The sequence below is a fragment of the Corynebacterium uberis genome, assembly GCF_020616335.1.
Lineage (GTDB): Bacteria > Actinomycetota > Actinomycetes > Mycobacteriales > Mycobacteriaceae > Corynebacterium > Corynebacterium uberis.
Window position 1 is genome coordinate 310,669 of the sequence record NZ_CP085051.1, and the last position, 25,935, is coordinate 336,603.

Consider the following 25,935-nt stretch of genomic DNA (forward strand, 5'->3'; position numbering starts at 1 on the left):
CCGCCATGCTCACTGCGCTTGCCCGAGGGCTGGCCCAAATCTACCTGGCCTCCTCACCGCTGACCGGCGTGCTCATCCTCGCCGGCCTGGCGATAGCCGCCCCCGACATGGCTGTCCTGGTGGCCATCGGCGCGGCCATCCAGCCGCTGGCCGCGCGCGCTATGCGAGTACCAGACGCGCAGGTGCGCGCCGGACTCTTCGGCTACAACGGCGCCCTATGCGGCACCACCACCTGGGCCTGCCTGGGCTTGAGCTGGACAGGCGTGGCAGTCACCGCGATTGGTGCGATGCTGTGCGTGCCGATCCACCTGCTTGTAGCCCGCCTGGCAACACGCGGCAACAAGCGGTGGGATCTGCCGGTGCTCACCGTGCCGTTTTGTGCCCTGAGCACCGCCCTTGTGGCGGTTGTCCCCACCCGCGCCGACCTCCCCGCGCCCAGCCACGGGCCGGTCATTGCTGGCGCCGCCAACGCCATGGCCGAGGTATGCCGTGCCGACGGCTGGCTACCCGGGCTGATCATCCTTGCCGGCCTGGCCCTCGCCGGGTGGCGAATCGCCACCTGGGCCCTCGCCGGCTGGGCAGCCTCGTGCCTCGCCGTGGTGCTACCCGGAGTGGATACCGACGCGTTGGCCACCGGCGTGCCGTCCTACTGCTCCGTACTGGTGGCCATCGCCGTCGGGGCGGTGTTCCTGCCGCAGGCATCCCTGCCAGTGCGGGCCGGTGCCACGGCCGCAGGGGTGGTCGTAGCGCTGCTCGTCCAGGCGGGGCTAGTGGCGTTGGGAATCGGGGTGTTCACATGGCCGTTCATCGCCGGCACCTGGGCGGGGCTGCTCCTTGGGCGGGCGCTGGAGGGCCTTCCGCGTGGCTAGTTCTCTGACCCACCATGCGACTCGTCCTGCGACCCGCCCTGCACCGTGTGACTGGTGTGATTAACAGAGTGCGTAAATCACCCCCGAAACACCGGTTTTTCACCCCCGAAAACGCACCGTGTAAACCCCACCAGTCACACGGTGCATGTGGGGGCCCTCCCGGAGAGCGCGAACCTCGCCCCGGGGGACGCGGGCAAACCCCCGAGCATGAGCAGACGGTTCTTGCTTAGGAAGCCCGCGGGCGTCGATAAGCCTCTGCCTTGCGAACCTTGTAGACTCCCGCCCTTGCTACGACCCTCCCGCTCCCACCGTTTTGCCCCGCGCCATGCACCGTGTGACTGGTGTGATTAACAGAGTGCACAAATCACCCCCGAAACAGCGGTTTTTCACCCCCGAAAACGCACCGTGTAAACCCCACCAGTCACACGGTGCAGAGGTGACGCCGCAGGGTGCAGGTGTGGCGTCGGGTGGTGCAGGGAGCGTCGATAGGTGTGTGACGTGGTCGCGATGGGTTGGGGCGAGACGGGGCCTTCACGGTCCTGGCGTGGCATCAGTGCAACGCATGGAAATACGGGGCCTTAAAGAATCGTGGTGAGCATGCTGGGCTGTAAAAATTGACGGGATTAGAGCACTAGGGCGGATGTGCGCAATCAGTGACCAGGGTACGCACTCCGGGACATGCGGGGGTGGTGGCTTCATGCGCGCTCACCCTCGTGCGCGGAGTCTCGGCCGTGGGTACAGTCGAGCTGTATACAGCCAAGGCTGGCCGAAGCCATAACCAATCCGGAACCCAGCAGGATCAAAACCTCCCCGCACAACCAGCGGAGTTCCATTCCACAAAGGAGAACTGACTATGAGCACCCCGCACGATATTGATCAGCGTCCCATCACCATCATTGGCGGCGGCACGTTGGGCCGGCGCATCGCCTTGATGTTCCTCACTCGCGGTGGGGTGGTGCGCATCAATGACACCGATGAGTCTGTCCTGGAGGCGGCTCGCGCTTTCATCGATGAGCAGCTGCCCGGCTGGCTGGAGGTTCGTGCGCAGGCGGATGATGCTCCGGATGATGTGGCTGCCGGCACTGTGGAGACCACCACCGACATGAAGGAAGCCGTCAAGGACTCTTGGCTGATCGTTGAGGCTGTCCCGGAGGTCCCGGAGCTCAAGCGCACGATTTTGGGCCAGCTGGATGCGGCGGCGGCTGATGACGCGATCGTGGCCACCAATTCCAGCTCCTACCGCTCTGACCTGCTCATTGATAATGTCACCGCGCCCGAGCGGGTGATGAACATGCACTTCCAGATGCCCCCGCAGGCCCTGGCCGTGGAGCTGATGACTGACGGGCAGACCGATGAGGACCTCCTGGATGTCGCCGCCGCGCAGCTGAAAACCTATGGGCTGTTTCCCTTCATCGCGCGCAAGCCTTCTACCGGCCTGATTGCCAACCGCATCTGGGCGGCGATCAAGCGCGAGTCTTTGGCCGTGGTGGCCGAGGGCGTGGCCACCCCGCAGGATGTGGACCAGCTGTTTAAGATCATGCTTCACACCGCGTTCGGCCCCTTCGAAATGATGGACAAGGTGGGCCTGGATGTGGTGCTGGCCATTGAGGAGAATTACGTCAGCGAAAATCCGAACCTGCCGGAGGGTCCGCGCGAGCTGCTGCATCGCTACATTGATGCGGGCAAGCTGGGCGAAAAGTCCGGCGAGGGGTTCTACGAGCACTCCTAAAATCTCGCTTATCGACGCCCCCTTCCCTCCCCGTGGGCACAGCGTGCGAGGTGCGCTGGAGGCTCCTCAAGCGCTAGCCAAGGACACCCCGCAAGCGCTGCCTATTGTTCGTCGCGGTAGACCACCATGGCGGAGAAGTCCTGGTTGCCGCGCTCGGCGTGCTGCTGGCCTTCCAGGGAGTCCAGTGCGGCGTGGAGGGCGGGCAGGTCTTGGCCTGCGGTGTCCAGCATGAGGCGGGCATCCTTGGCAATGGCGTCGACGGTGAAGTCGCCGGGATCGGTGTCCCGCTGGCCAAGGACGAAGGGGGCCTTCATGTTCTTGATGAACGCCAGGCCGGTGAACTCCAGCATGTCCAGCACTTCCTCGGCGGGGGTGTCGGTGGCGGCGCCGAGGAGCAGGGCTTCCTTGAGGCCTTCGGCACTGACGGCCAGCGCCAGGTTTGCCAGGAGCTTGCCGGTGGCGGCCTTGGGGGCGGTGTCTACTTCGCGGAGGCGCTGCGGGTTGGCGGCGGCCCAGGGGGCGACGATCTCGGCGGCTAGTGCCCGGGCGTCGGTGTCGGTGGAGCCCACGTAGACGCCGAGCTTGCCGTCGCGGGCGGGCCCCAGGGTGCCCACGACGGGGGCGTGGACGTAGCGGGGGTGGGCGGCGGCGAATTCGGCGGCGTCGGCAGGCGAGATGGTGGTGGTGTCAATCCAGACCTTGTCTGCGGGGATGAGTCCGGGGGTGGTGATGATCTCGCGGACGGTGTCGGGCCCGAAGAGGCTGGTGATGATGACGTCGGCGTCTGCGATGGCCGCGGAGGGGCTGTCGGCGCGGGAGGCACCGGCGTCGATAAGCGGCTGGGTCTTGTCCGCGGTGCGGTTCCATACGGTCACGTGGTGGGTATCCAGGAGGTGGCGGGCAAGCTCGGTGCCCATGCGTCCGGTCCCAAGGAAGGCAATGCTGTGTTGGTTCATGGCTCCCACCGTGCCACAAACCGCGCCCGGGGGTGGTTGCGGGCGTGCCCTACAATAGGGCGCATGACTGCCCAGGACGCTGACGCTGTTGCCGCTACTGATCCCACTTCCTTGCATACGCAGGGCTCTGCCGCGCTGTTTGCGCAGGCCCGCGCCGTGACGCCGGGCGGGGTGAACTCCCCGGTGCGCGCGTTTGGTTCGGTGGGAGGACAGCCGCGGTTTATTGACCATGCGCGCGGCGCCCACCTGACGGACGTGGATGGCAATGACTATGTTGACCTGGTGTGTTCCTGGGGGCCCATGCTCATGGGGCATGCGCTGCCGCAGGTGGTGGAGGCGGTGCAGGAGGCCGCGGCGAAGGGCCTGTCCTTTGGCACGCCGACGGCGGGGGAGACCACCCTGGCGGAGCTGATTGTGGAGCGCACTAGCGCCCAAGAGGTGCGCCTGGTCAACTCCGGCACGGAGGCGACGATGTCCGCGGTGCGCCTGGCGCGCGGGTTTACGGGCCGGCCCAAGATCATCAAGTTTGAGGGCTGCTATCACGGGCACGTGGATGCGCTGCTGGCCGCCGCAGGCTCGGGTGTGGCCACGTTTGCGCTGCCGGATTCGCCGGGGGTGACCGGTGCTTCGGCCGCCGATACGATCGTGGTGCCGTACAACGATATTGCCGCCGTGCGTGCCGCCTTTGAGCAGTACCCGGACCAGATCGCCGCCGTGATCGCGGAGGCTGCCGCGGGCAACATGGGCACGGTCGCCCCGCGTGACGGCTTCAACGCCGAGCTCAAGGAGATCGCCCACGCACACGGCGCGCTGCTCATCCTCGACGAAGTGATGACCGGCTTCCGCACCTCCTACAACGGCTGGTTTGGTATCGATGGCGTCGCCGGCGACCTGACCACCTTTGGCAAGGTCATCTCCGGGGGCCTGCCCGCGGCGGCGTTCGGCGGGCGCGCAGATATCATGGAACACCTCGCCCCCCAGGGGCCGGTCTACCAGGCGGGCACCCTGTCCGGAAACCCGGTGGCCGTCGCCGCCGGCACCGCGTCCCTGAAGGCGGCCACCCCGGAGGTCTACCAGCAGGTCGCCGCCAACGCGGACCGGCTGGCCGGGCTGCTCGATTCCTCCCTGAGCGCCGCCGGCGTGGCCCACCACATCCAGCGCGCCGCGACGATGCTCTCCGTGCGCTTCGCCGAGGGCGAGGGCCACAACTTCGCAGACATGAAGGCCGCGGACACCTTCCGCTACCCGGCGTTCTTCCACGCCCTGCTGGACGCGGGCGTGTTCGCCCCGCCGAGCGTGTTTGAAACGTGGTTCGTCTCCTCCGCGCTGACGGACGCGGACTTTGAGCGCATCGAATCCGCGCTCACCCAGGCTGCGCGCGCGGCCGCCGCAGCCACTCCGGACAACTAAAACCGGACACCCAAACCAGCCAATTACCCCCAGCCAGCGAGCCCAGCCAGCTCACCCGGCACCCACGGATCCCCTCCGGCGCCCCGCGCACGTTCGTGACCAACCCCCTGAAAGGACGACCTCAACCCATGAGCCACGCCGCGACCATCGTGCACCTTGTTCGCCACGGTGAGGTCTATAACCCCACCAAGATTCTCTACGGCCGGATGCCGGGCTATCACTTGTCCTCCCGCGGCCGCAGTCAGGCCGCCCGCACCGCCCAGGCTTTCGCCGGCCATGATGTGACGTACCTGGCGGCCTCCCCGCTTGAGCGCGCCCAGCAGACCGCGGAGCCGATCTCCCAGGTCACCGGGGTTGCGGTGAGCACCGATGACGCCTTATTGGAGGCGGGTAACCGTTTCGAGGGGCTGCGCACCAAGGGGTGGCGCTCCCAGCTGCTCAACCCGGTGCGCTGGCCGCTGATGCTGCACCCGAGCCAGCCGAGCTGGGGCGAGCCGTATTCGGATATTTTGGCCCGCGTCATGGACGCGGTGGAGCGCGCCCGCCTGGAGGCGGAGGGCCACGAGGCGATTCTGGTCAGCCACCAGCTGCCCATCGTGACGGTGCAGCGCGACGTCGCCGGGCGGCCCCTGGCGCACAATCCGGCGGCCCGCCGCTGCGATCTGGCTAGCGTGACGTCCTTGATTTTCCACGGCGACCAGCTCATCGGGCACCGCTACAGCGAGCCCGCCCAGGAGATCTAGATGTCCGCTTATCGACGCCCCCGCGCCACCGCCGCACACCTCGTCGCAGCTGTCAGCACGGCCCTGCTCACGGTTGGTCTTGCCGCCACGGGGTTGGCAGGATGCTCGGCCGATCAGACCGCCGGTACAGACGCCGTGGCCCAAGGCGGCAACGGCAGCTTCAACTTCTACTCGCCAGGCGGCAAGCTAGAGATCACCTACCCGCCCGAGGAGCGCGCGCCCGTGCAGGACTTCTCCGCCCAGTCCCTCATGGGCGAAGAGGGCACAACCATCGCGCTGTCTGACTTTGCCGGCAAGGTCGTGGTGCTCAACGCGTGGGGGCAGTGGTGCGCCCCCTGCCGGGCGGAGGTCGATGACCTCGAAGAGGTCCAGGAGGCCATCGCCCCCAAGGGTGCCACCGTGCTGGGAATCAACGTGCGCGACAACAACCGCCAGGTAGCCCAGGACTTTGTCAAGGACAACGCGGTGAGCTACCCGTCCCTCTATGACCCGCCCTTCCGCACCGGGGCGGCCCTCGGCGGTCTGCCCACCTCCGTGGTTCCCACCACTGTGGTGCTAGACAAGCAGCACCGCCCCGCCGCAGTATTCCTGCGCACCGTCTCCTCCAAGGAGATCATTGACCTGGTCAACCAACTGGTGGCAGAACCGTGAGTGACGTTGGTACCGGCCTAGCAGAAATTGTGGCCTCCGGGCCGCTGCTCCTGGGACTACTCGCCGCGGCGCTCGCCGGACTCGTCTCCTTTGCCTCCCCCTGCGTGGTACCCCTGGTCCCGGGATACCTGTCCTATCTTGCTGGCACAGTCGGTGGGGAGATGGACTACTCTGACGCCGCCGCCCCCACGGTGGGCCGCCAACGCAAGTGGGCGGTGGTCATCGCCGCGATCCTCTTCGTCGCCGGCTTTACCGTCATCTTCGTGCTGGCCACGGTCACCATCTTCGGTGCGATCAGCGCCTTGACGCTTGGCGCCCAGACGCTCATGCGCGCCGGGGGAGTAATCACCATCCTCATGGGCTTGGTGTTTCTGGGCCTGGTTCCCGGCCTTAACCGGGACACCCGCCGTGCGCCCAAGCGGCTGACCACCTGGATCGGCGCGCCGCTGCTCGGCGCCGTGTTCGCACTGGGCTGGACACCATGTCTAGGCCCCACCCTCGGGGCGATCATCTCTGTCTCCGTGGGCACGGAAGGCATGACCGCCGCGCGCGGAGTGGCACTCATCATCGCCTACTGCGTGGGCCTGGGCCTGCCCTTCGTCGCCCTGGCGGTAGGTTCCTCAGCAGCGATGCGCGGGGTCGGCTGGCTGCGCCGCCACACCCGCGGGGTGCAGATCTTCGGCGGCGTCGCCATGATCCTGGTGGGTCTGGCGCTTGTCACCGGTGTGTGGGGCCACGTCATCGATTGGGCACGCCAGTGGACAGTGGACTACGGTGCAACGTTGATCTAGCCGGGATTAACACCCCCGTATGGGGGTGTAGATGGCCTTAATGTCCACCAAACGCGAAGAAAACCATTAACCATCCTTGAATGTGCGGGGGGGGGGGGGTAGGTAATCTTGGCCCGAAACCGGTGAACTTATGGGTTCGGTATCGTTCGTAGCGGCTCTATGGATGGGCTACAGCCTGAGCTGAACGATGACGCCGTTGTTCCGTAGGGCAGAAGGTGTGCGAATAGAAGAACCTGACTATTTCGAGGGGCCGTTTTCCTGATCGAAAGCTGGCTCATACGCCTTTTGCCACAATCCTGTTCACGTGGTGATGTCAGAGTAGTGATTCTAATCTTCACCCTCACAGAGGAGGCACCTTGTTGTTCAAGGACATAATGAGAATTGGACCCGCACCCACGATCAAGCGTGAGCTCATGTGCGCACTAGTCATGGCGATTGCTATAGGAATATTCTGCTACTGGGTGAACAACTCTGACAAACCGCTCCTTGGATATGCGGTTGCTGCTCTTATGGGCCTGTATGTAATTGGAAGGGTTGTTGTTCGAGTGGTACAGGGTGATTCTGTCGATGAAGGATAAAGTGCAGAGAACTTTAGAGGTCTCAAATCTTGCATTCAGTTACGGAAAATACACGGCGGTAAAAGACGTCTCGTTTGAGGTTAAATCTGGTGAGATCTTTGGTCTTTTAGGCACCAACGGAGCTGGGAAAACAACGACACTAGAGATCGTTGAGGGGTTCAAGACGGCGAAGTCGGGAACCGTGCGGTGCTTCGGGCTGGATCCTTCTAAGAGTCCCGGTGCTGTGCGATCAAGAACAGGAATTGTGCTTCAAACCTCTGGCTTTTTCAATGAGATGTCGGTGCAAGATACGTTAAGCTGGTGGGGGTCTATTTCGGGAAGGCAGGACCGGGAAGACCAGGTACTTGAATCGTGCGGACTGGCTAACCGTGCCCGGTCTAGTGTTGGATCGCTATCGGGAGGGGAGAAAAGAAGGCTTGACTTAGCGATGGCTATTTGGGGATCGCCGGAGCTGATCATTCTTGATGAGCCAACCACCGGTTTGGACCCAGAGTCACGCCAGATGCTGTGGAGCCTCGTGGAGCAGGAAAAGGGTCGAGGGGCCTCAGTGATCCTCACGACGCATTACCTTGATGAGGCTGAGAGGCTTTGTGACCGCATAGCGATTATGCACGAGGGGAGTATTGTGGCAAGGGGCACCTTGGAAGAATTGCGTGACTCCGGTTCAGTTACTGGTTATATCTCAGTCCAGGGCCCTCGTGAGGAATTTGACAGGTTAGTAACCCCAATGGATTTGACGGTGGCGAACGTCTCTGGGTCCCCGGAGCATTGTCGATATGAATTTCAGGATACTCAGCTCGAACCTCTCACTGACTTGATCGCGGAAATACACGGATCGGACGTGCTCAGCATCACGGAGCTTTCCATCAGGCCGAGGAATCTCGATGAGATATTTATGGGAATCGCTCGAGGTCAAGCAGGCAAAGAGGAGGTATAGGTGTTACAGCAGTTTATTTTTGAGTGTAAGACTATTTTCCTTAAAAAGACTGTCGCCATGACGGTATTTTTGGTGCCGCTTGCGCTCGTTGGCCTTGCTTACGCTACGCAACCCCAGGATGAGGCTTCTTGGGTATCTTTGGCGGCTTCTTGGGGGGTGCTTGTGGTCGCTTTCTCGGTTTTGTTTGCGATCCCTACAGTCGTTGCTGATCGCCGTTCGAGGCTTCTTTATAAGCGGTTGTTAACTTCAGCGCTGTCAAAATCGCAGATTATCATCGCAGGGATGGCACCGTATTTTTTCATCGGAATATTTCAAGTGGTTTTCGTGATCATTTGCCTGTCGTTCCTTGGCGATTTGAAAATAGTTAATCCCGCCCTCATGTTCTTTGGGGCAGTGCTCCTAGCCTTGGTTGCGTGCGTTGCGGGACTGGCGTTGGGCGCTCTTTCACAAGAAGCGGAAAAGGCGCAATGGGTGGTTCTACCGGTGGTTGTGGTAGTCGCAGTTGCCGCAAATTTCCTTCCCATGCAAACACTGGATGGATGGTTGCGTACCGTTCTGTATCTGGCCCCTGGGGGAGGATTTGTTGATCTGTTCTATGTATCCTTAGGGGAAACCTCATTTGGGCATTCGATCCTGGGGGTTGCACCTACGGTCGGGGTTGTAGTGTCGATTGTGTCTTCGGCAATATGGGGCATTATTTCCGGATGGGTTGCGATGTCGCGTTTCCGCTGGGACATCCGATAAAGAATGATCCGTCTCCTAACTCGGTTGTCTAGGTTGCGCTAACTCCCTGCTATTGCGGCCAAAGTGGACGCTATCAGGGGGTAATTGTGGCGAATGCTTCATACTGGTCTTGAGTGAATTCTCAGTGGGTAGTCTTCCGTGGATCGATGCTGTAGTGAATGGGAGCCTCGGGCAATGGTAATTCCATGCTAGTTCGGGTATCCTATTGCATCCGTAAGTGAGTTTCCTTGCGTGCTAGTTTAAAAATGTATGGCCCTCGGATCGGGTTCGGGTGCCTGTTTGTTCTAAAATGTGGTTCCGTTTGCGCGCAAAGTGTAGCATTACAAAATCCTTCTCCAGTATGCGCTACCACTACGAATAATGGTTCATCTGGTTTGCCATAAGAAACTGATGATGGGCGGGTACGCAAGTGGTTGAGGGTAGCTGCACAGGCTGATGCCTACTGAATGAGAGGGTTTTGCTCAGGTAGGGGGCTCGTGCTGGTGGCAGCACCTTCGGGGTACCAGCGGGGATCTGTTTTCGGGGGAGACGCGTCGGGTAGGGTATCCACCTTTGGTATCACTCGAGGACTCCCCGGTACACTCCGCGTAGTTCGACAAACTCTTCCGGGAGGCAGAAGTGAAGACGATTATTCGGTGGTTGCGGCGGGCCTGGAACTGGCTCACCAGCATGCGCACCGCCCTGGTCTTGCTGTTTCTATTGGCGCTTGCCGCCATCCCGGGCGCGCTGCTGCCGCAACGCTCACTCAATGAGTCCAACGTGGCCGACTACCTGGCGGCCAACGGCACAGTGGCGCAAGTCTATGACAAGCTGCACCTCTTCGATGTCTTCTCTGCCCCCTGGTTCACCGCCATTTACGTGCTGCTGACCATCTCCTTGGTGGGCTGCATCATTCCGCGCACCCTGGAGCACTGGCGCGCCATGCGCACCCCGCCGGTGCGCGCACCGAAGGTGCTCTCCCGGATGCCGCATCACGCGCAGGGGCGTGTGGAGGAGGAAGTAGGGGACGTCGAAAAGCGGGTGCGTGGCTACCTGCGCGGCTGGCACGTCGCCCGCTACACCCCGGAGGAGGACCGTGCGGGCGCGCTGTCCCTGTCTGCCGAGCGCGGCTATGCGCGCGAGTTGTGCAACCTGATTTTCCACCTGTCGCTGGTGGCCATCCTGGTCACCGTGGCCGCCGGACGGCTGGTCTCCTACGAAGGCCACGTCATCGTGGTCACCGGAACCGGCTCCAACCCGGAGATCGCGGCCGCGCAAAAGGGGGAGTTCTGCAACACCTCGCCCGCCAACTTTGACACCTTCCGCGGGGGATTGCTTTTTGACGGCACCGGGCTCAACCCCTTCTGCTTCATCCCCCACGACTTCACCGCGGACTACCTGCCCAACGGCCAAGCCGAAATGTTCAGCTCCACCATCTCCTACGCCCGCGGAGACGACATCACCACCGACCCCTCCAGCTGGAAGACCTACGACCTCAAGGTCAACCACCCGCTGCGCCTCGGCGGAGACCGCATCTACCTCCAGGGCCACGGCTTCGCCCCCACCTTCACCGTCACCTGGCCCAATGGGGAAACCCGCAGCCAAACCCTGCAATGGCTTCCCGACGACCCCACGTTCTTCCTGTCGTCCGGAGCCATGCGCTTCGACCCTCCCGCAGGGATGTACCCGGACCTCTACGAGCGCCGGCAACACCAGCTGGCCATCCAAGGGCTATTCGCCCCCACCGCCGCCTGGTCCGGAGAAAAAGGCGAACTGCTCAGCTCCGCGTTCCCCCAGATGCGCGACCCCGCGGTGGCCATTGACGTCTACCGCGGCGACAACGGCCTGGACACCGGCGTGGGCCAAAACATCTTCACCCTGGACCGCTCGCTCATCCACTCCGGGCAACTGCGCAAAATCGACCGCGTCAACCTTTCCCAAGGCCAGCAGGTCACCCTCGACGACGGCACCAAGATCCGCTTCGACGGCGCCAGCGAATACGCCAACTACGTGGTGGGTCACGACCCCACCCAAGGCTTCGTCCTGGCCGCGGCGATCAGCATGCTGGTCAGCCTCATGGCGTCCCTGATGATCAAGCGCCGCCGCGTGTGGGTGCGCCTGCGCCCGGGTGCCCAGGGCGGCACCGACATCGAGCTGGGCGGCCTGGCGCGCACAGACCACGCCGGATGGGGTGGCGAGTTTGATGCCCTGGCCCGCAAGGTGCTGCTGCTTCCGGATCCGGATGAGGAAGAAGAGGAAGAAGAGGAAGCCGACGACCGTGGCGCAGCCAATAGTGCGGACGCCAGCGGAGATGATGAGTCGGATGCCAGCCCGGCGCCAGCCGGAGCCTAAGGCGGCGGTGCCGGAGGGTTGACTCTTGGGGGAGAGGGGCTGCCTTCTCCCGCGCCGCGGGGTGAGCCCGGAGTGTGCCACCCGCGGTTCCAGTCGCTGCCGCCCGCACCCCGAAGGGCGCCTTTGAGCAGGTAACACGGCATCTGGTAGCGTTTCGCGGTGGAACTATTAGGCGCAGGGAACTGACCGTGCGCCCTCACTTTGTCTCCGGGCCGTCAGCGGTGAAGAGGACGCAGCAACAACCATGCCAATCGATCAAAATTTTGCAAACCTATCAGACCACGCCTTCCAGGGGGCCAGCGTGGTCTACATCGTGGCCCTGATCGCCTCTCTGTTTTATTACGTCAAGGAGCAGGGCAGGATCCGAGCGCAAGCCGAAGGCGAGTCCGGCGATACACCGGAGGCGGCGAAGCGGGCTGCCTCGGCACAGAAGTGGGGCGGAATCACGCAGGCGATGGTGTGGCTGGGCATCATCTTGCACGTGATCGCCGTGATCGTCCGCGGGCTGGCGGTGCACCGCGTGCCGCTGGGCAATCTCTACGAGTACGTCCTGGTGATCTCTGCCGGCACCATGATCGTCGCCGCGATTGTTATCCAGCTGCGTAACGCCCGGGTGTTCTGGCCGTGGGTGCTCACCCCCATGGTGGTGCTCATGTTCTACGGCGGAACCAAGCTCTACGTGGCCGCCGCCCCGGTGGTGCCGGCGCTGCGTTCCTTCTGGCTGCCCATGCACGTCACAGTGGTATCCGCCGGTGGCTCCATCGGCATCGTCTCCGGGTTGTTCTCTCTGGCCTACCTGCTGCGGGTGTGGCAGCCCAAGGGCAAGGAGCGGGGCTTCTTTGGCGCGGTGGCGCGCCCGCTTCCCACCGCGAAGGCGCTTGACCAGGTGGCCTACCGGCTGGCCATTTTCACCCTGCCCATCTTGGGCATCGGGATCATCCTGGGGGCAATCTGGGCGGAGGCCGCCTGGAATAGGTACTGGGGTTGGGACCCCAAGGAGACGGTGTCCTTTATCACCTGGATCCTCTACGCGGCGTACCTGCACGCGCGCGCGACCGCCGGGTGGAAGGTTGGCGCGGCGTGGGTGAACATCCTGGCGCTGGCCACGATGGTGTTCAACCTCTTCTTTATCAACATGGTGGTCTCCGGCCTGCACTCCTATGCCGGCTTGAACTGACAGGGGTAAGGGGGCAGGGGGCGGGGGAGTCGCTGCTGCGCCAGCCAAGAGGAGACGTGGCTGGCTCGGGCGGGGCGGTAGCTGGGCCCGCTGACGCGGGTCTAGAGCGGGCCCGTTCGGGCGAGCTGGAGTGGGATGTGCTGTAGCGTGCTCGGGGCCCGCGTGCAGGTCGGGGGTAATTTATGGGGGTAAAGCCTGCGTTGCAGGACTCGTCATTCGGAAGGGTCCATGGATACCTTGCGTTGTTCGTAATTCCGTTGACTTTCATAGGAAATGTATGGGAATTAGGGGCAAAAAATTCACCCGGTACGCCCGCGACCAGGGGTTACTGCTGTAATACACGCATTCTTCCGCACACAAATTATGTGTGACCTGAACCTATAGGTGTGCGCACATTGCTTAAGTTTCGGATATTTCTTACGTCTGATTGCGACCGCGCCGGGATACCTAAGCGAAATCATTGTCATTATGGTTGGCCATTGTGTAGCCAAAGGATGTAATCTGCAAGCAAAACCAGGATGGACGAGATGGACGAGGCTGTTCATCGAACCACACGTTGAAGATCGAAGAGAGGGGCAGACATGGCAGTACCCCGTCGCAAGGTGGGAAAGCCGGCGGGCGACAATGAGGAGCTTCTGGAGCTGGGATCCCAGCTGGCAGAGCGTCGTCGACGTATGGGGCGTCTCCAGCAAGACGTCGCGGACTCCGCGGGTGTATCCCGCTCCACATTGCACGCCATTGAGCACGGTGCCACCGGCGTGCGTTGGGAAAAGGTGGCGGCAGTAGCAGGGGCGTTGGAGCTGCGCTTGTGCTTCATCGAACCGCAACCGCCGCGCGAACCGCCGAAGCCCATCTCCTACTAATCGCCCGCCTCAATCAACCGAGTAGGGGCCGTCACGTCAAGGCCCACTCACGGTTCACGCACCCGCGTCCGGGTGGAGGGTCGGCCCCCACGTGCGGCCCCACACCGCAGCATTGCGCTATGACCCCATGGCGCCATTAGGCTGTTGTCATGCACATTCTGGTCACCGGAGGAGCCGGCTTCATCGGCTCTAACTTTGTCCGTAGTGCGCTGCAACCAGCGCGCCGGTGCGTGAGCACCGTTACTGTCCTTGACGCTATGACCTACGCAGCTAACCCCGCCAGCCTTCAGGGGCTGGACGGGGCTTATGTATCTGCGGATGTATCTGCGGATGTATCTGCGGGCCAGGGGGAGCGCCCGCGCCTGAGGGTGGTCGAAGGTTCCGTGTGTGATCGGGACCTGGTGTATGACCTCGTCTCTGAGGCGGACCTGGTGGTTCACTTCGCCGCGGAGTCGCACAACGATCGGTCTTTGACGGATCCCATGGCCTTCGTGCGCACCAACGTGGAGGGCACTGTGACGGTTGCACAGGCGGCCGCGGACCGCGGGGTGCGGCTGCATCATGTTTCTACGGATGAGGTTTATGGTGATCTGCCTTTGACTCCGCGGGGGGTTGATCGTTTTACCCCAAAAACACCATATCGGCCCTCTAGTCCGTATTCTGCTTCTAAGGCTGCAAGTGATCATTTCATTCGCGCCTATACGCGGAGTATGGGTCTGGAGGCGACAATATCTAATTGCTCAAACAACTACGGTCCGCGCCAGCACCCGGAGAAGTTTATTCCACGGCAAATAATCACACTATTACGCGGTGGACGGCCGCGCGTCTATGGCGGGGGACACAACGTGCGCGATTGGATCCACGTTGCGGACCACAATGAGGCAGTTTGGGCGATTGTGCATAAAGGCACCCCCGGGCAGACCTACCTCATCGGCGCCGATGGGGAACGCTCGAACCTGGAGATCGTCGCGGAGCTGAACACTATCTTCGGCCGCGACCCGGATGACTGCGTCCACGTCACTGATCGTCCCGGCCATGATCGGCGCTATGCCATCGATCCGTCGAGTGTCCGGGCGTTGGGCTGGCGGCCTGAGCATACGGACCTGGCGGAGGGCTTGGCGCAGACGGCGCAGTGGTACCGGGATAATGAGTCCTGGTGGGCGCAGGCCTTTGCCCGTTCGGAGGAGTTCTACCGGCGTTCCGAACGCGAGCTTGACCGGCCGGGCCACTAGGATAAGCCCCATGTTCACACCGGTAGAAGGATTTGACGGCGTCTTGCATCTGTCCCCCACGGTCCACCCGGACGAGCGGGGCACCTTCCACGAATGGTTCAAGGCTTCCGCTTTTGAGGAGGCCACGGGCCATCCCTTCGATCTTCAGCAGGCCAACATGTCCGTGTCTAAGGCGGGCGTGCTGCGGGGCCTGCACTATGCGGAGGTGCCCCCGGGCCAGGCGAAGTTTGTCACCTGCCCTGCGGGCGCGATCTTTGATGTGGTGGTGGATGTGCGGGAGGGCAGTGACTCCTTTGGTCGGTGGACGTCGTTCGAGCTGACTCAGGACAACCACCACGGGGTGTACATCCCGGCGGGGTATGCCCATGGTTTCGTGGCGGTGCGCGATTCTTGCGTGGTCTACTTGACTACCTCGGAGTATGAGCCTGCCGCGGAGCATTCCCTCAATCCTTTCGATGAGCAGATCAACGTGGCGTGGCCCAATATGGACTACATCTTGTCGCAGAAGGATCAGCAGGCGCCTTCGGTGGCGCAGCTGGGGGAGGAGGGCTTGCTGCCCCACATGGAGGAGTGCCAGGCCCAGCTGACGGATCTGCGCGATAGCTGGGCTGTTGCCAATGAAGAGGCGGGGCTGTGAAGGGCATCATCTTGGCTGGGGGGACGGGGTCGCGGCTGTGGCCGATCACCCAGGCGGTGAGCAAGCAGCTGGTTCCGGTCTATGACAAGCCGATGGTCTACTACCCGCTGTCGACGCTCATGTTGGCGGGGATTCGGGACATCCTCATCATCACCACGGTGCAGGATGAGCCGCAGTTTCGGCGGCTTTTGGGGGATGGTTCGCAGTTTGGTATTTCGTTGAGCTTTGCGCAGCAGGAGCGTCCGGGCGGCTTGGCGGAGGCGTTCATCCTGGGTGCGCAGCATATTGGCGGCGACTCTGTGGCGTTGGTGTTGGGGGATAATATTTTTTATGGCGCGGGCCTGGGCACTCAGCTGCGCCGTTATACCGAGCCTGTGGGGGCGACGATTTTTGCGTATTGGGTCTCCCAGCCGCAGGACTACGGTGTGGTTTCCTTTAATGAGCAGGGCACGGCCACGGCGTTGGAGGAAAAACCGGCCCACCCGCGCTCCCATTATGCAGTTCCCGGCTTGTATTTTTATGACAATGATGTTGTAGAGATTGCCCGGGGGCTGACCCCCAGCGCGCGCGGCGAGCTGGAGATCACGGACGTCAATAACGCGTACCTGCGCCGGGGGGCGTTGCAGGTGGAGGTGCTTCCGCGGGGGACGGCCTGGCTGGATACGGGCACGGTGGACAACCTCATGGCCGCGGGGGACTTCGTGCGCACCATCGAGCAGCGCCAGGGGCTCAAGATCGGGGTTCCTGAGGAGGTGGCGTGGCGGATGGGCTATCTTGACGACGCCGCCGTCCTCGCCCGGGCCCACAGCCTGCGGGCGTCTGGCTACGGGGACTACCTCGCGCAGATCGTCGAGCGGGAGCGGGCCCAGGGCCCGGCCGCGACGTAGGCTAGCTGTCTTCCTCGTCCGGTTCGGGCGGGGTGGTGGTGTCGCGGGAGTAGCGTTCTTTGGCGCGGCGGAGCCGTTCGGCCTCCTCGCGCTCGGCCTCCTCTTGGGCGCGCCGGGCTTTGAAGCGGTTCTTTTCGATGGTCCACAGGAACTCTTCATCATCGTCGGGGCCCTTGATCTGTGGGGGCTGCGCCCCGCCCCGCGGGCCTCCGGGCAGGAATCCCCCGGATTGGGAGCCCCTGCTGCCGGGTCCAAAGGCCTTCCACAGCAGCACCACGCACACCACGATGAGGGCGGGAATGATGATTCTGCCCATGAGTACGGTCCTCCTTGTCCCTCACACTCGCGCCATCCCGGATGGATGGCCATATCTGTCCAGGATACGGACCTTGGGTAACGTGGGGAGACGTGAGTCAGGATCAGGAGCTACGCAAGAAGGCCAACCGCGCCCTGCTGGTATACGGGTTGGCCCGGCTGGGGTTGTTTATTGTGCTGACCACCGTCATTCAGGCGGTGGCGGTGGCCGCCAGCGCGCCGGTGCCGCTGGTGGTTTCTGCGCTGTTGGCGCTGCTGGTGGCGTTCCCGTTGTCCATGCTGGTGTTTAAAAAGCAGCGCTTGGCGGCCAATGAGGCCGTGGCCGCGTGGTCTGCGCGGCGCAAGGAGCGCAAGGCGTGGATTGCTGACGAACTCTCCTCGCGCTGATCCAAGCGTAGGGTGGCCTCAAGCCGCGGTGATCGCGGAAGAGACCATTTTTTCAGGAGGTTGTCCCTTGTCTGACATGCCAAACTTGACCGTTTTTGGGACCGGAGTGCTGGGGTCCCAGATCATCTTGCAGGCCGCCTACCACGGCAAGAACGTGGTGGCCTTTGATGTTGCTCAGGAGCTTTTGGATCGCCTGCCCGCGCGGTGGGAGGCGCTGCGCAAGGACTACCGCCGTGATCTAGCGGACTACTCGGATGAGGCTTTCGATGCCGCTGTGGCTCGAATCACCCCGTCGCTGGATCCGGCGGAGGCGCTCAAGGACGCGGACGTTGTCATTGAGGCGGTTCCGGAGCGGCTGGACCTCAAGCGCCAGGTGTGGGAGACCATCGGCGCCAACGCGCCGGAGAAGACCATTTTTGCCACCAACACCTCCTCGCTGAAGCTGTCTGACATCGCGGACGCCTCCGGCTCCCCGGAGCGCTTCTGCGCGCTGCACTTTGCCAACCGGGTCTGGCAGTTCAACATCGGCGAGGTCATGGGCCACGCGGGGACGGATCCCGCGGTTGTCCAGCGGCTCTACGCGTTCGCTGAGGAGATGGGCCTGGAGCCGGTGTTGGTGAAGAAGGAGACCCCGGGGTTCATCCTCAATCGCCTGAACATTCCGCTGCTGAACGCGGGCGTGGACCTGTACATGGAGGGCGTGGCCTCCATCGAGGACATTGACCGCACGTGGCGGGTGTCCACCGGCGCGCCGCGGGGCCCGTTTGAAACCTATGACATCATCGGCTTCCGCCCCGTCTATGACATTCGGGTGGCTAAGAACCCGGAGGATGGTTTTGCCAAGATCCTCAAGGAGCGCATGGATGCCGGGAAGTCCGGCATCGTCGACGGGGAGGGTTTCTACCGCTACGACGAAGACGGCAACAACCTGGGCATTGCCGAGTTCGCCGCCGAGCCCACCCCGGAGGCCTAGGCCGGCAACCTGGCGCTAGTTGGCCAGCTGCCCCACGCTGCTGCGGTAAATACTCACGCCGGCTGGGGCGCGCACGAAGAGCGCGTCCCCGCCGCCGCTGACCTGCACGTAGACGGAATTGAGTCCGGCTTGCAGCGGCACCTCGACGGCGCGGCCGTCCAGGGCGATGGACGCCGTTGCCGGGTCGTGCGCCAGGTAATTGAGCCGCACCACCCACGTGCGTGACATCAGGGGCCCGTCCAGCGGCACCCGAGTGACCCCGGGGGTGGTGTGCGCGGGCAGGCTGGCGCGCAGTTCGGTGAGCCCTGCTGGGTGCAGGGCCCCCGCGGCGTCGATAAGCACGGGATCGTCGGTCCACGCGGCGGTCTTGACACCCAGCAGCGGGGCCAGCGCGGACAGCTGGTTGTAGGGGTAGGTCACCGGGAGCAGCACCTCAAAAGCGACCTCCTGATCCAGCAGCGGTGAGGCATGCGTCATCGCCTGCTCCTGCATGGTGTGCACATACCCGCGCGCCGGCTGATCCGCCCACGCCTGCCCGTACGTCCACACGCTTATCGACGCCCCCACGCACCACACCGCACACAGCGCCACCCCCAGCCGCGCCCGCAGCGGGCGGCGCGCAGCCACCCACGCCACCGTCACCGCACACAGCACTGCCACCTCATTGACGTGCCGCAACGTCTGCGCAATCTCCACCGCCGTGTCCGCACCACTGCGCCACAACGCCACCGCACACAACGGAATCAGCGGGTAGGCCAGCGCCCCCAACCACGCCGGTGCCAGGCGGCGCGACCACCACAGCACCGCCACCGCGACCGCCACCCCCGCGGCCACCGCCACCGGGTGCGGGGCCGCCCACGGCGGGGCCGGAACCCACCGCTCCCACTGCCACGGGCCGCCCGCCCACGTGGGCACCACGCCCAACCCGTAGCCGTGCGCCACCAGCTCGCCCACGCCCGGGCCCGGGCGGTTGGCACCCACAGCAGGAGCCTGTGGGTGGGCGGCGAGCACATAGACCGCAGCCCACCCCGCAGCCACCGCCCACGCCGGATACACCGCGCGCGCCACGCGCCGCCACCCGCCTTCCGGGCGCTGCGCCCACGCCACCCCCACCACCAGCAGCGTCACCGCCGGGGCGGCCAACGCCGCGCGCTCCGAAAACAGGCACCCGCACACCATCCCGGCCACCCCCACCGCCGTGACCCAGCCGCGCGGGCCGTGGCGCAGCGTCCCCATCGTCGCGCCCACCACCAGGGCAAAAGCCAGATGCACCGGCAACACGCCCAGCGCCGAGGCCATCCAGGACGTTGATGGCACCGTCAGCGGAATCGCCGCATAGACTGCCAGCCCCGCAAGCCGCGCCCCCGCGTGCGCCGGGCCGGCGACCCGGCACAGGGCCCACCACACCGCCGCGCCGCAACACAGCTGGGCCGCGGCCGCGATGCCCACCGCCCACGGCCACGCCAGCCCGGCTGTCCACGCAAACACCCAGCACAGCAGCCAGCCGGCGGGCATGAGGTGGCCATCGTGAACCGTCAGCAGCAGGTCCATGTCCGGGCGGGAATGCTCCCGCGCCTGCGCGAGCAGCGTGAGGTCATCCCAATAGAACCAGCCGCGCGCGGCCACCACCGTGCGCACGGCCACCGCGGCAACAACAATCGCCGCAGCGAGTAGCCCCACCGGGGAGCCGTGGGCACGCGGGTGGCCAAGGGGGTGGGACAGCCCCGCGGCGTCGGTAAGCGGCGAACCAGGCGCTGAACCAGCACCTGACTTGGAGGCGTGCTCGGCGGAAAGGTCGGGAGAGGTTGTTGCGGAAGGGGAGGAGGAAGCGGGCACAGAAGAAGGAGTCATGGTGGCCTATCGTCCAAAGACCAGCGCGATGATGAGCATCACCGGCAGGGAAGCAAAGGTAGTTAAAAACACAGTATCCCGTGCCACGATGGTTCCCTTGTTGTACGTCGCCGCATAGTTGTACACGTTTTGCGCCGTGGGCAGGGCGGCCAGAATCACACACGCATACAGCGCCTCGTCGCGCAGCCCACACGCCAGCCCTAGGGCCGTGGCGATCAGCGGCATGGCCACAATCTTCAAGCCCGTGGCCAGCAGCACCCCCGCCCGCTGGCCTGGCTCGCGCAGCACCCGCGTGGTCATCAGGGAGGCGCCAAAGCTCATCAAGATCAGCGGGATCGACGCCCCGCCGAGGATCTCCACCGGGACGGCCACCGGATCCGGAACCGTCACCCCCGTCAAGCACACCGCCACCCCGGCCACGGATGCCAGCACCACCGGGGAAAACAGCGCCCCCCGGATGGCCGTCCACACCTTCGCCCCACTGCCCGCCGCCCCCAGCGCCGCAAGCATGATCGGGGTGAGTATAACCATCTGGAACACCAAGATCGGGGGCACATAAGCCCCCGTGCCCAGCACATAGATGCTCACCGGCAGGCCGATATTGTTGGAGTTCACCCAGGCGGACGCCGCAGCACCGGCAGCGGTGGTGGCCAAATCCTGGCGCAACACCAGCGCGGAGATGAGGCAAAACACCGTCGCGGTGACGGCCGTGGCCGCCACGGAAACCCCAAAGACGGGGGAGAACAACGTCTCCGGTTCGGAGGTAGACACCACGGAGAACATCAGCGCCGGGGTGGCCGCAAAGAAGGCCACCCGGTTGAGCACCAGGCGCTCGTGCTCGGTGGAAAAGACACCCGCCCGGCCCAGGGCGTAGCCGACGGCGATGACGGCGAAGATGATGGCAAAACCGGTGATGATCGATCCCATGACTGCCCTACCACCCCACGCTCAAGGCCACGGCAGTAATCAGGGCCCACACCAGCATCGCCCGCCCGGTGGCACCCAGCACCGGAATCAGTGCCGCCCCGCGGGCCTTGGCCACCACCGGGCGCACCCCCATCCAGGCCACCGGCGCGGCGATGAGGCCCGCAACCGCCGGCCAGGTGGCGCAGGTCAGGATCAAAGAAACCACAAACGGCGTGGCCACCAGGGCCACAAAGGTGGCGCGGGTGGCCTTCTCGCCGAGGCGCACCGCCAGGGTGACCTTGCCCGCGGCGGCGTCGGTAGGAATATCGCGCAGGTTGTTAGCCAGGTTGACCCCGGCAGACATCGCGCCGATGGCCACCGCGCACACCACCCCGTGCCAGCTGATCCGCCCGGCCTGGGTGAACTGGGTGCCCAGCACGGCCACCAGCCCAAAGAAGACGAACACGGCGACCTCCCCTAAGCCCCGGTAGCCGTAGGGGCGGGAGCCCCCGGTATAAAACCAGGCCCCGGCGATGCACGCCGCGCCCACGGCGATGAGCCACGGGGCGCTGGCCAGGCTCAGCGCTATCCCGGCGACCGCGGCGACGCCAAAGGCGAGGAAGGCGGCGCGTTTGACCGCCGCGGGGCGCGCCAGCCCGGAACCGGTCAGGCGCAGCGGGCCGGAGCGGTCGGCGGAGTCGGTGCCGCGGATGCCGTCGGAGTAGTCATTGGCATAGTTGACACCCACGATCAGCGCCCAGGCCACCACGAGCGCCAGCAGCGCGCGCCACCAGCTGGCGGCGCCCACGAAGGCAGCGGCCCCGGTCCCCACCACCACGGGGGAGATGGCGTTGGCCCAGGTGTGGGGGCGTGCGCCGGTCAGCCAGTCGCCGGCGGTGGCCCGCCGCGGCGCCGCCGTGGGCGCGCCGGCGCTGGTCGCGGCGTCTGGGCGGTGGGGGGTGTTGGGTGCAGCTTGGTCCATGCTGGTCATTGTCGTACACGGGGCGGTGCCGGGGCTAAAGTGGGGTGCATCCAGTGGGGTGCGCGCCACCCGGTTTGCCCCCTAGTTCAGGCCCCGCGTGGGCGTAGTTTTCCCAAGGAGCGGCGGAGGAACATGTGGTTGCGCTACGTTGCCGGCCAGGCGCTCAGCGTGGTGTTTACGCTGGCACGTCTGCTGCCGTTGCAGTGGAGCAACCATTTTTCGCGGTCGGTGATCCCCCGCGACGGGGATGTGGTCATTTCTCTGACCACGCATGGTCGGCGGCTGGATACGGTGTTTTATGCCATCGAGTCGGTGGCGCGGGGTCCGCGCCGGGCACCTATTGTGCTGTGGCTGGATCCGCAGGATTTTTCCGCGCCGTGGCCGGACTCGTTGCGCCGGCTGGTGGCGCGGGGGTTGCAGGTGCGGTGTGGCTCCGGGGGCATGGGCCCGCACGCGAAGTATTGGGATATGTTTTGCGCGGTAGCGGGCTCGGATACCCGGGTGGTCACCATTGATGATGACATCATCTACCCGGAGTGGTTTTTGGATCGGCTCTTGGCCGTCGGGGGCCTGCGCGAGGATACGGTGGTGGCCTATCGGGCGCACCGCATTGAGCTGCGCGACGGGGTGCTTTTGCCCTACATGAAGTGGACGCCGGCCAATACCTCACATGCCTCGGTGCTGCACTTTGCCACGGGGGTCTCCGGGGTGGACTATCCGCCGAGTTTTATCTCTTTTGTGGTGGAGCAGGGCACCCAGTTCCTTCAGGTCGCTCCGCGTGCCGACGACGTCTGGCTCCACCTATGCGCGCTGCGTTCCGGTCACAGCGTGCGCCAGGTCTTCGCCCAGCCCCGCAACTTTGCGGTGGTGCCCTCCACGCAGGTCTCTGCGCTGGTGCGCACCAACGGCATGGGTGGCGGCAACGATGAGCAGATCGCCCGGGCCTACACGCCGGGAGATGTTGCGGCGCTCGTCGCGGCGAGCGCCCGGGAGGACTGACCGCTGCCCGCGGTGAGGGGCCGAGGGGGTGCGCCTGCTAGCGCTGCCCGTTGGCAGTAAAAAGCTTCCCGACGGCCGCCCGGTCCGTCTTGCCTAGCGCGGTGGCGGGAAGCTCCGGCACGCGCAGCAGCTGCTTGGGCAGCTGCCAGCGGGGCAGGTCCTCGAGCGCGGCGAGGATGTCCGTGGGGGTGGCGGTGCCGGTGTAGGCGGCGACCACGGCCTGGCCGAGCCGGGGATCGGGGATACCCACCACGCATGCCTGGGCCACACCAGTGACGGCGCGCATCTGCTCTTCGAGGATCTCGGGGTGCAGTTTGAGCCCACCGGTATCGATGACCGCGTCGAGACGACCGCTGACGGTGAGCACGCCGGCGTCGGAAAGCGTGCCCGCATCGGAGGTGGCAAACCAGCCCGGGTGGGAAAACGCCTCGTGGTCGGGGTGGTTGCGGTAGCCGGCGGCGATCATCGGGCCGGCGAGGTAGATCCGCCCGGTAGGTTCGGCGACGTGGATGTGCGCGCCGGGGATCGGCCGCCCGCTGTAGACGCACCCGCCGGAGGTTTCGGAAGACCCGTAGGTGGTGACCACCCGGATGCGCAGCCTGTCCGCGGCGTGAAGCGTCTGGGCGCTGGTGGGCCCGCCGCCGACCAGGATCGCATCGAAGCTGCGCAGGGCCTCGATGCCTTCTAGCGTGTCCATGGCTTTGAGCAGCTGCATGGGGGTTAAGGAGGTGTAGGTGCGCTCCCCGGTGGCGGCCAAGCGGGCGGCCCCGCGGGCGAAGGCGGACACGTCAAAGCCGCCGCGCAGGTCCAGGCACAGCGGGGTGACCCCGGCGATGAGGCTGCGCACCAACACCTGGATGCCGGCGATGTGGTGGGCGGGCAGGGCGAGTAGCCAGTGCCCCGGCCCGCCCAGGGCGGTGTGGGTGGCATCCGCGCTGGACACCAGGTTGGCCGCGGTGAGTTGCGCGCCTTTGGGGGTGCCGGTGGACCCGGAGGTGGCTACCACGAGTGCCACGGTGGCGTCGATAGGCTCCCCCACGCGCTGGGAGGTGGACAACAGATCGGCGCGCTGCGGGTCCGCCTCCGGCAGGGGGAGGTAGGTGGCCTGTCCGGCGATGGCGCGCTCCAGGTTGCCCAGGATGGGGGTGGGGTCTGCGGCCGGGATGATCAGGGGTTCTAGTAGGTGCGCGCTCACGGGGTTCTACCTTAGTGGGCCGGGTGTGCGCCTATACTGTGCGCACTGGTCGTCCCGCTTATTGTTAAGGACTCTCATGCATACTCTCCGGCAGATCGTCACCGTCGCGTTGGCCTTTGTGGGCATCATCGTGGGTGCCGGGTTCGCCTCGGGGCAGGAGGTCATGCAGTATTTTGTGGCCTTTGGCCCCGGCGGGCTGTGGGGCGGGGTGGCCTCGGCGGTGGTGATGTCGGTGATGGCCATGATCATCTTGCAGCTGGGCAGCTACTTCAACGCGGACCAGCACGGGGATGTGTTCCGGCGGGTCAGCCACCCGATCTTCTCGCGCATCCTGGACATCGGGGTGGTGATCACCCTGTTTTCTACCGGGCTTGTCATGTTCGCCGGGGCGGGGTCAAACCTCAACCAGCAGTGGGGCGCGCCGATGTGGGTTGGTGCGGTGCTCATGGTGGTGCTGGTGCTCGCCGCGGGGATGCTCGACGTGGATCGCGTCACCGCGGTCATCGGGGCGATCACCCCGGCGATCATCGTTCTGCTGTCCGTGGCGTCGGTGTACGTGTTGGCGTTCACGGACCATGCCCCGGCCGAACAGCTCCACCAGGCGGCCGCGCAAGTGGGCACCACCCTGCCCAACTGGGGCGTCGCCGCGGTGAACTACGTGGGCTTCAACCTCATGGTGGCCGTCTCTATGGCGGTGGTCATCGGCGGGCGGATGTTCCACCCCCGGGTCGCCGGGCGTGGGGGCCTGCTCGGCGGGCTGATCTACTCGGCGCTGCTGCTGTTGAGCACGTGGACGCTGTACAGCTGCGTGGATCGCGTCGGCGGGGACGATGTGCCCATGCTCAGCATCATCAACGAGCTGTCCCCGCAGCTGGGCTGGCTCATGGCCCTGGTGGTCTACGGCATGATCTTCAACACCGCGCTGGGCATGTTTTATGCCCTGGCCAAGCGGCTGTCCGCCCGCGACCCGCAGCACTTCCGCCGCTACTACATTGTCACGGTGCTCATCGGTTTCGCCTTGAGCTTCCTGGGTTTCCGCACGCTCGTCGGCGCGGTGTACCCGATCCTGGGCTACATCGGCCTTCTGCTCATCGCCGTGATGGTGGTCGCCTGGGTGCGCGGACGCTCCCGCATCCTCCAAGAAGCTTCTCGACGCCGCCGCATCACCGACCTGCTCCAACTGCGCGACGACCCCACCACAGGGTGGGAACCCGCCCAGCAACACGAGCTGCGCGTGGCCGTCAAGGAGTCCAACCTGGATGGTTCCCAGATTGCCGAGGCCGTTGACCGGGAGGGGTAAGCCGGGCGAGAGCCGTTAGCGCCGCCGAAAGCGCGTCACCGCCACGTACACCCAGTCGGCGATGATGCCCGCGACGAGACCGCCGAGAAGCAACGAATTCCTATCCACTCCATGTGCGTCAGTGAGCACGGCGATGAGAAAACCCGCCAGCAGGCCGCCAAGGACGCACAGAATCTGGACGCGGTAGTCCTTCCACGAGAACTTCACCCGGACCTCCTAGTCTCGTGTGGTGCAACGAACGTGGGGCCAGGATAGTCGATTCTGCGGGGCCAGCTTTGCAGCAACTGCGTGCGGCTGATGGTGCCGCACCGCGTCCGCTTATCGACGCCCCCTGCCCACCGCTCCGGCCGTCCCCGAACCCGAGCGCCTCGCGGAACTAGCCGCTGATGCTGCTACTGCCGACTGGTGGCGGGAGCGTATTGAGCGGTGTTGGCAGGTGCTTGCGGGGCTACGGTGACTGGTCATAGGTGTATTGGGCGGGGTGTTGGTTGA

The 25,935-nt window shown here is 64.8% G+C and carries 25 protein-coding genes; 18 read left to right on the plus strand and 7 right to left on the minus strand.

Annotated elements, in window-relative coordinates:
- Positions 1-5 precede the first annotated feature (5 nt).
- Positions 6-869 (plus strand): urea transporter, encoded by an 864-nt coding sequence (locus LH390_RS01385; protein ID WP_227280950.1) that lies wholly within the window; start codon positions 6-8, stop codon positions 867-869.
- Between the two features lie 847 nt (positions 870-1,716).
- The gene (locus tag LH390_RS01390) at positions 1,717-2,598 is read left to right on the plus strand and encodes a 3-hydroxyacyl-CoA dehydrogenase family protein (RefSeq protein WP_227282660.1); all 882 of its coding nucleotides are present in this window, start codon (positions 1,717-1,719) and stop codon (positions 2,596-2,598) included.
- Positions 2,599-2,699: 101 nt separating this feature from the next.
- On the opposite strand, the gene LH390_RS01395 is transcribed toward LH390_RS01390, so the two are convergent.
- Positions 2,700-3,554 (minus strand): NAD(P)-dependent oxidoreductase, encoded by an 855-nt coding sequence (locus tag LH390_RS01395; RefSeq protein ID WP_227280949.1) that lies wholly within the window; start codon positions 3,552-3,554, stop codon positions 2,700-2,702.
- Positions 3,555-3,617: 63 nt separating this feature from the next.
- Here LH390_RS01395 and hemL point away from each other — a divergent pair, with 63 nt between their 5' ends.
- The 12 genes from hemL to rfbA all read left to right on the plus strand — a co-directional run bounded on the left by hemL (position 3,618) and on the right by rfbA (position 16,535).
- Positions 3,618-4,964 carry a glutamate-1-semialdehyde 2,1-aminomutase gene (gene hemL, locus LH390_RS01400; protein WP_227280948.1) on the plus strand — a complete coding sequence of 449 codons (1,347 nt, stop codon included), beginning with the start codon at positions 3,618-3,620 and terminating at the stop codon, positions 4,962-4,964.
- 128 nt (positions 4,965-5,092) lie between these two features.
- The gene (locus LH390_RS01405) at positions 5,093-5,707 is read left to right on the plus strand and encodes a histidine phosphatase family protein (RefSeq protein WP_227280947.1); all 615 of its coding nucleotides are present in this window, start codon (positions 5,093-5,095) and stop codon (positions 5,705-5,707) included.
- The gene (locus LH390_RS01410; RefSeq protein WP_227280946.1) at positions 5,708-6,358 is read left to right on the plus strand and encodes a TlpA disulfide reductase family protein; all 651 of its coding nucleotides are present in this window, start codon (positions 5,708-5,710) and stop codon (positions 6,356-6,358) included.
- Entirely contained in the window at positions 6,355-7,149 is a 795-nt protein-coding gene (locus tag LH390_RS01415; protein ID WP_227280945.1) for a cytochrome c biogenesis CcdA family protein, read from the plus strand. The genes LH390_RS01410 and LH390_RS01415 overlap by 4 nt, the downstream gene beginning before the upstream one ends.
- A gap of 567 nt (positions 7,150-7,716) precedes the next feature.
- Complete coding sequence (locus LH390_RS01420) at positions 7,717-8,664, plus strand: ABC transporter ATP-binding protein (RefSeq protein ID WP_227280944.1); 948 nt, start codon at positions 7,717-7,719, stop codon at positions 8,662-8,664.
- Complete coding sequence (locus LH390_RS01425) at positions 8,665-9,408, plus strand: ABC transporter permease (protein WP_227280943.1); 744 nt, start codon at positions 8,665-8,667, stop codon at positions 9,406-9,408.
- 669 nt (positions 9,409-10,077) lie between these two features.
- Positions 10,078-11,739, plus strand: coding sequence for a cytochrome c biogenesis protein ResB (locus tag LH390_RS01430; RefSeq protein ID WP_227282659.1), 1,662 nt, complete (start codon positions 10,078-10,080; stop codon positions 11,737-11,739).
- Between the two features lie 244 nt (positions 11,740-11,983).
- Positions 11,984-12,916, plus strand: coding sequence for a c-type cytochrome biogenesis protein CcsB (ccsB, locus tag LH390_RS01435; protein ID WP_227280942.1), 933 nt, complete (start codon positions 11,984-11,986; stop codon positions 12,914-12,916).
- Positions 12,917-13,497: 581 nt separating this feature from the next.
- Entirely contained in the window at positions 13,498-13,779 is a 282-nt protein-coding gene (locus LH390_RS01440) for a helix-turn-helix domain-containing protein (RefSeq protein ID WP_227288251.1), read from the plus strand.
- A gap of 149 nt (positions 13,780-13,928) precedes the next feature.
- Entirely contained in the window at positions 13,929-15,011 is a 1,083-nt protein-coding gene (rfbB, locus tag LH390_RS01445) for a dTDP-glucose 4,6-dehydratase (protein ID WP_227280940.1), read from the plus strand.
- A 10-nt stretch (positions 15,012-15,021) separates the two neighbouring features.
- Positions 15,022-15,648: a dTDP-4-dehydrorhamnose 3,5-epimerase gene (gene rfbC, locus LH390_RS01450; RefSeq protein WP_227280939.1), complete on the plus strand. Its 627-nt coding sequence runs from the start codon at positions 15,022-15,024 to the stop codon at positions 15,646-15,648.
- Entirely contained in the window at positions 15,645-16,535 is an 891-nt protein-coding gene (gene rfbA / locus LH390_RS01455) for a glucose-1-phosphate thymidylyltransferase RfbA (protein WP_227280938.1), read from the plus strand. Before rfbC ends, rfbA begins: the two co-directional genes overlap by 4 nt.
- Before the next feature lies 1 nt (position 16,536).
- Here rfbA and LH390_RS01460 read toward each other — a convergent pair whose 3' ends face one another.
- Positions 16,537-16,851: a hypothetical protein gene (locus LH390_RS01460; protein WP_227280937.1), complete on the minus strand. Its 315-nt coding sequence runs from the start codon at positions 16,849-16,851 to the stop codon at positions 16,537-16,539.
- Positions 16,852-16,943: 92 nt separating this feature from the next.
- Between LH390_RS01460 and LH390_RS01465 the strand changes: the two genes are divergently transcribed.
- Entirely contained in the window at positions 16,944-17,237 is a 294-nt protein-coding gene (locus LH390_RS01465; protein WP_227280936.1) for a DUF4229 domain-containing protein, read from the plus strand.
- 76 nt (positions 17,238-17,313) lie between these two features.
- Positions 17,314-18,210 (plus strand): 3-hydroxyacyl-CoA dehydrogenase, encoded by an 897-nt coding sequence (locus LH390_RS01470; RefSeq protein ID WP_311516942.1) that lies wholly within the window; start codon positions 17,314-17,316, stop codon positions 18,208-18,210.
- Between the two features lie 15 nt (positions 18,211-18,225).
- Here the strand turns inward: LH390_RS01470 and LH390_RS01475 are convergent, their stop codons facing one another.
- Genes LH390_RS01475 through LH390_RS01485 form a run of 3 tightly spaced genes read right to left on the minus strand, consistent with a single transcriptional unit; the run spans position 18,226 to position 21,949 of the window.
- Positions 18,226-20,061: a hypothetical protein gene (locus LH390_RS01475; RefSeq protein ID WP_227280934.1), complete on the minus strand. Its 1,836-nt coding sequence runs from the start codon at positions 20,059-20,061 to the stop codon at positions 18,226-18,228.
- Positions 20,062-20,067: 6 nt separating this feature from the next.
- The gene (locus LH390_RS01480) at positions 20,068-20,988 is read right to left on the minus strand and encodes an AEC family transporter (RefSeq protein WP_227280933.1); all 921 of its coding nucleotides are present in this window, start codon (positions 20,986-20,988) and stop codon (positions 20,068-20,070) included.
- Between the two features lie 7 nt (positions 20,989-20,995).
- Complete coding sequence (locus LH390_RS01485; protein WP_227280932.1) at positions 20,996-21,949, minus strand: 1,4-dihydroxy-2-naphthoate polyprenyltransferase; 954 nt, start codon at positions 21,947-21,949, stop codon at positions 20,996-20,998.
- Positions 21,950-22,081: 132 nt separating this feature from the next.
- On the opposite strand from LH390_RS01485, the gene LH390_RS01490 reads away from it, so the two are divergent.
- Entirely contained in the window at positions 22,082-22,948 is an 867-nt protein-coding gene (locus tag LH390_RS01490) for a glycosyltransferase (protein ID WP_227280931.1), read from the plus strand.
- A 37-nt stretch (positions 22,949-22,985) separates the two neighbouring features.
- On the opposite strand, the gene menE is transcribed toward LH390_RS01490, so the two are convergent.
- Complete coding sequence (gene menE, locus LH390_RS01495) at positions 22,986-24,143, minus strand: o-succinylbenzoate--CoA ligase (protein ID WP_227280930.1); 1,158 nt, start codon at positions 24,141-24,143, stop codon at positions 22,986-22,988.
- A 76-nt stretch (positions 24,144-24,219) separates the two neighbouring features.
- On the opposite strand from menE, the gene LH390_RS01500 reads away from it, so the two are divergent.
- Complete coding sequence (locus LH390_RS01500; protein ID WP_227280929.1) at positions 24,220-25,443, plus strand: YkvI family membrane protein; 1,224 nt, start codon at positions 24,220-24,222, stop codon at positions 25,441-25,443.
- A gap of 15 nt (positions 25,444-25,458) precedes the next feature.
- On the opposite strand, the gene LH390_RS01505 is transcribed toward LH390_RS01500, so the two are convergent.
- Entirely contained in the window at positions 25,459-25,650 is a 192-nt protein-coding gene (locus tag LH390_RS01505) for a hypothetical protein (protein ID WP_227280928.1), read from the minus strand.
- Positions 25,651-25,935 lie beyond the last annotated feature (285 nt).

Bases quoted from the DNA above. Each gene is read 5' to 3' on its own strand.
- LH390_RS01480 (WP_227280933.1), bottom strand. From the start codon at position 20,988: ATGGGATCGATCATCACCGGTTTTGCCATCATCTTCGCCGTCATCGCC.
- LH390_RS01440 (WP_227288251.1), top strand. From the start codon at position 13,498: ATGGCAGTACCCCGTCGCAAGGTGGGAAAGCCGGCGGGCGACAATGAG.
- ccsB (WP_227280942.1), top strand. From the start codon at position 11,984: ATGCCAATCGATCAAAATTTTGCAAACCTATCAGACCACGCCTTCCAG.
- LH390_RS01430 (WP_227282659.1), top strand. From the start codon at position 10,078: ATGCGCACCGCCCTGGTCTTGCTGTTTCTATTGGCGCTTGCCGCCATC.
- LH390_RS01475 (WP_227280934.1), bottom strand. From the start codon at position 20,061: ATGACTCCTTCTTCTGTGCCCGCTTCCTCCTCCCCTTCCGCAACAACC.
- LH390_RS01490 (WP_227280931.1), top strand. From the start codon at position 22,082: ATGTGGTTGCGCTACGTTGCCGGCCAGGCGCTCAGCGTGGTGTTTACG.
- rfbB (WP_227280940.1), top strand. From the start codon at position 13,929: ATGCACATTCTGGTCACCGGAGGAGCCGGCTTCATCGGCTCTAACTTT.
- LH390_RS01420 (WP_227280944.1), top strand. From the start codon at position 7,717: ATGAAGGATAAAGTGCAGAGAACTTTAGAGGTCTCAAATCTTGCATTC.
- LH390_RS01500 (WP_227280929.1), top strand. From the start codon at position 24,220: ATGCATACTCTCCGGCAGATCGTCACCGTCGCGTTGGCCTTTGTGGGC.
- LH390_RS01385 (WP_227280950.1), top strand. From the start codon at position 6: ATGCTCACTGCGCTTGCCCGAGGGCTGGCCCAAATCTACCTGGCCTCC.
- rfbC (WP_227280939.1), top strand. From the start codon at position 15,022: ATGTTCACACCGGTAGAAGGATTTGACGGCGTCTTGCATCTGTCCCCC.
- LH390_RS01485 (WP_227280932.1), bottom strand. From the start codon at position 21,949: ATGGACCAAGCTGCACCCAACACCCCCCACCGCCCAGACGCCGCGACC.
- LH390_RS01410 (WP_227280946.1), top strand. From the start codon at position 5,708: ATGTCCGCTTATCGACGCCCCCGCGCCACCGCCGCACACCTCGTCGCA.
- LH390_RS01395 (WP_227280949.1), bottom strand. From the start codon at position 3,554: ATGAACCAACACAGCATTGCCTTCCTTGGGACCGGACGCATGGGCACC.
- LH390_RS01460 (WP_227280937.1), bottom strand. From the start codon at position 16,851: ATGGGCAGAATCATCATTCCCGCCCTCATCGTGGTGTGCGTGGTGCTG.
- LH390_RS01470 (WP_311516942.1), top strand. From the start codon at position 17,314: ATGCCAAACTTGACCGTTTTTGGGACCGGAGTGCTGGGGTCCCAGATC.
- LH390_RS01405 (WP_227280947.1), top strand. From the start codon at position 5,093: ATGAGCCACGCCGCGACCATCGTGCACCTTGTTCGCCACGGTGAGGTC.
- hemL (WP_227280948.1), top strand. From the start codon at position 3,618: ATGACTGCCCAGGACGCTGACGCTGTTGCCGCTACTGATCCCACTTCC.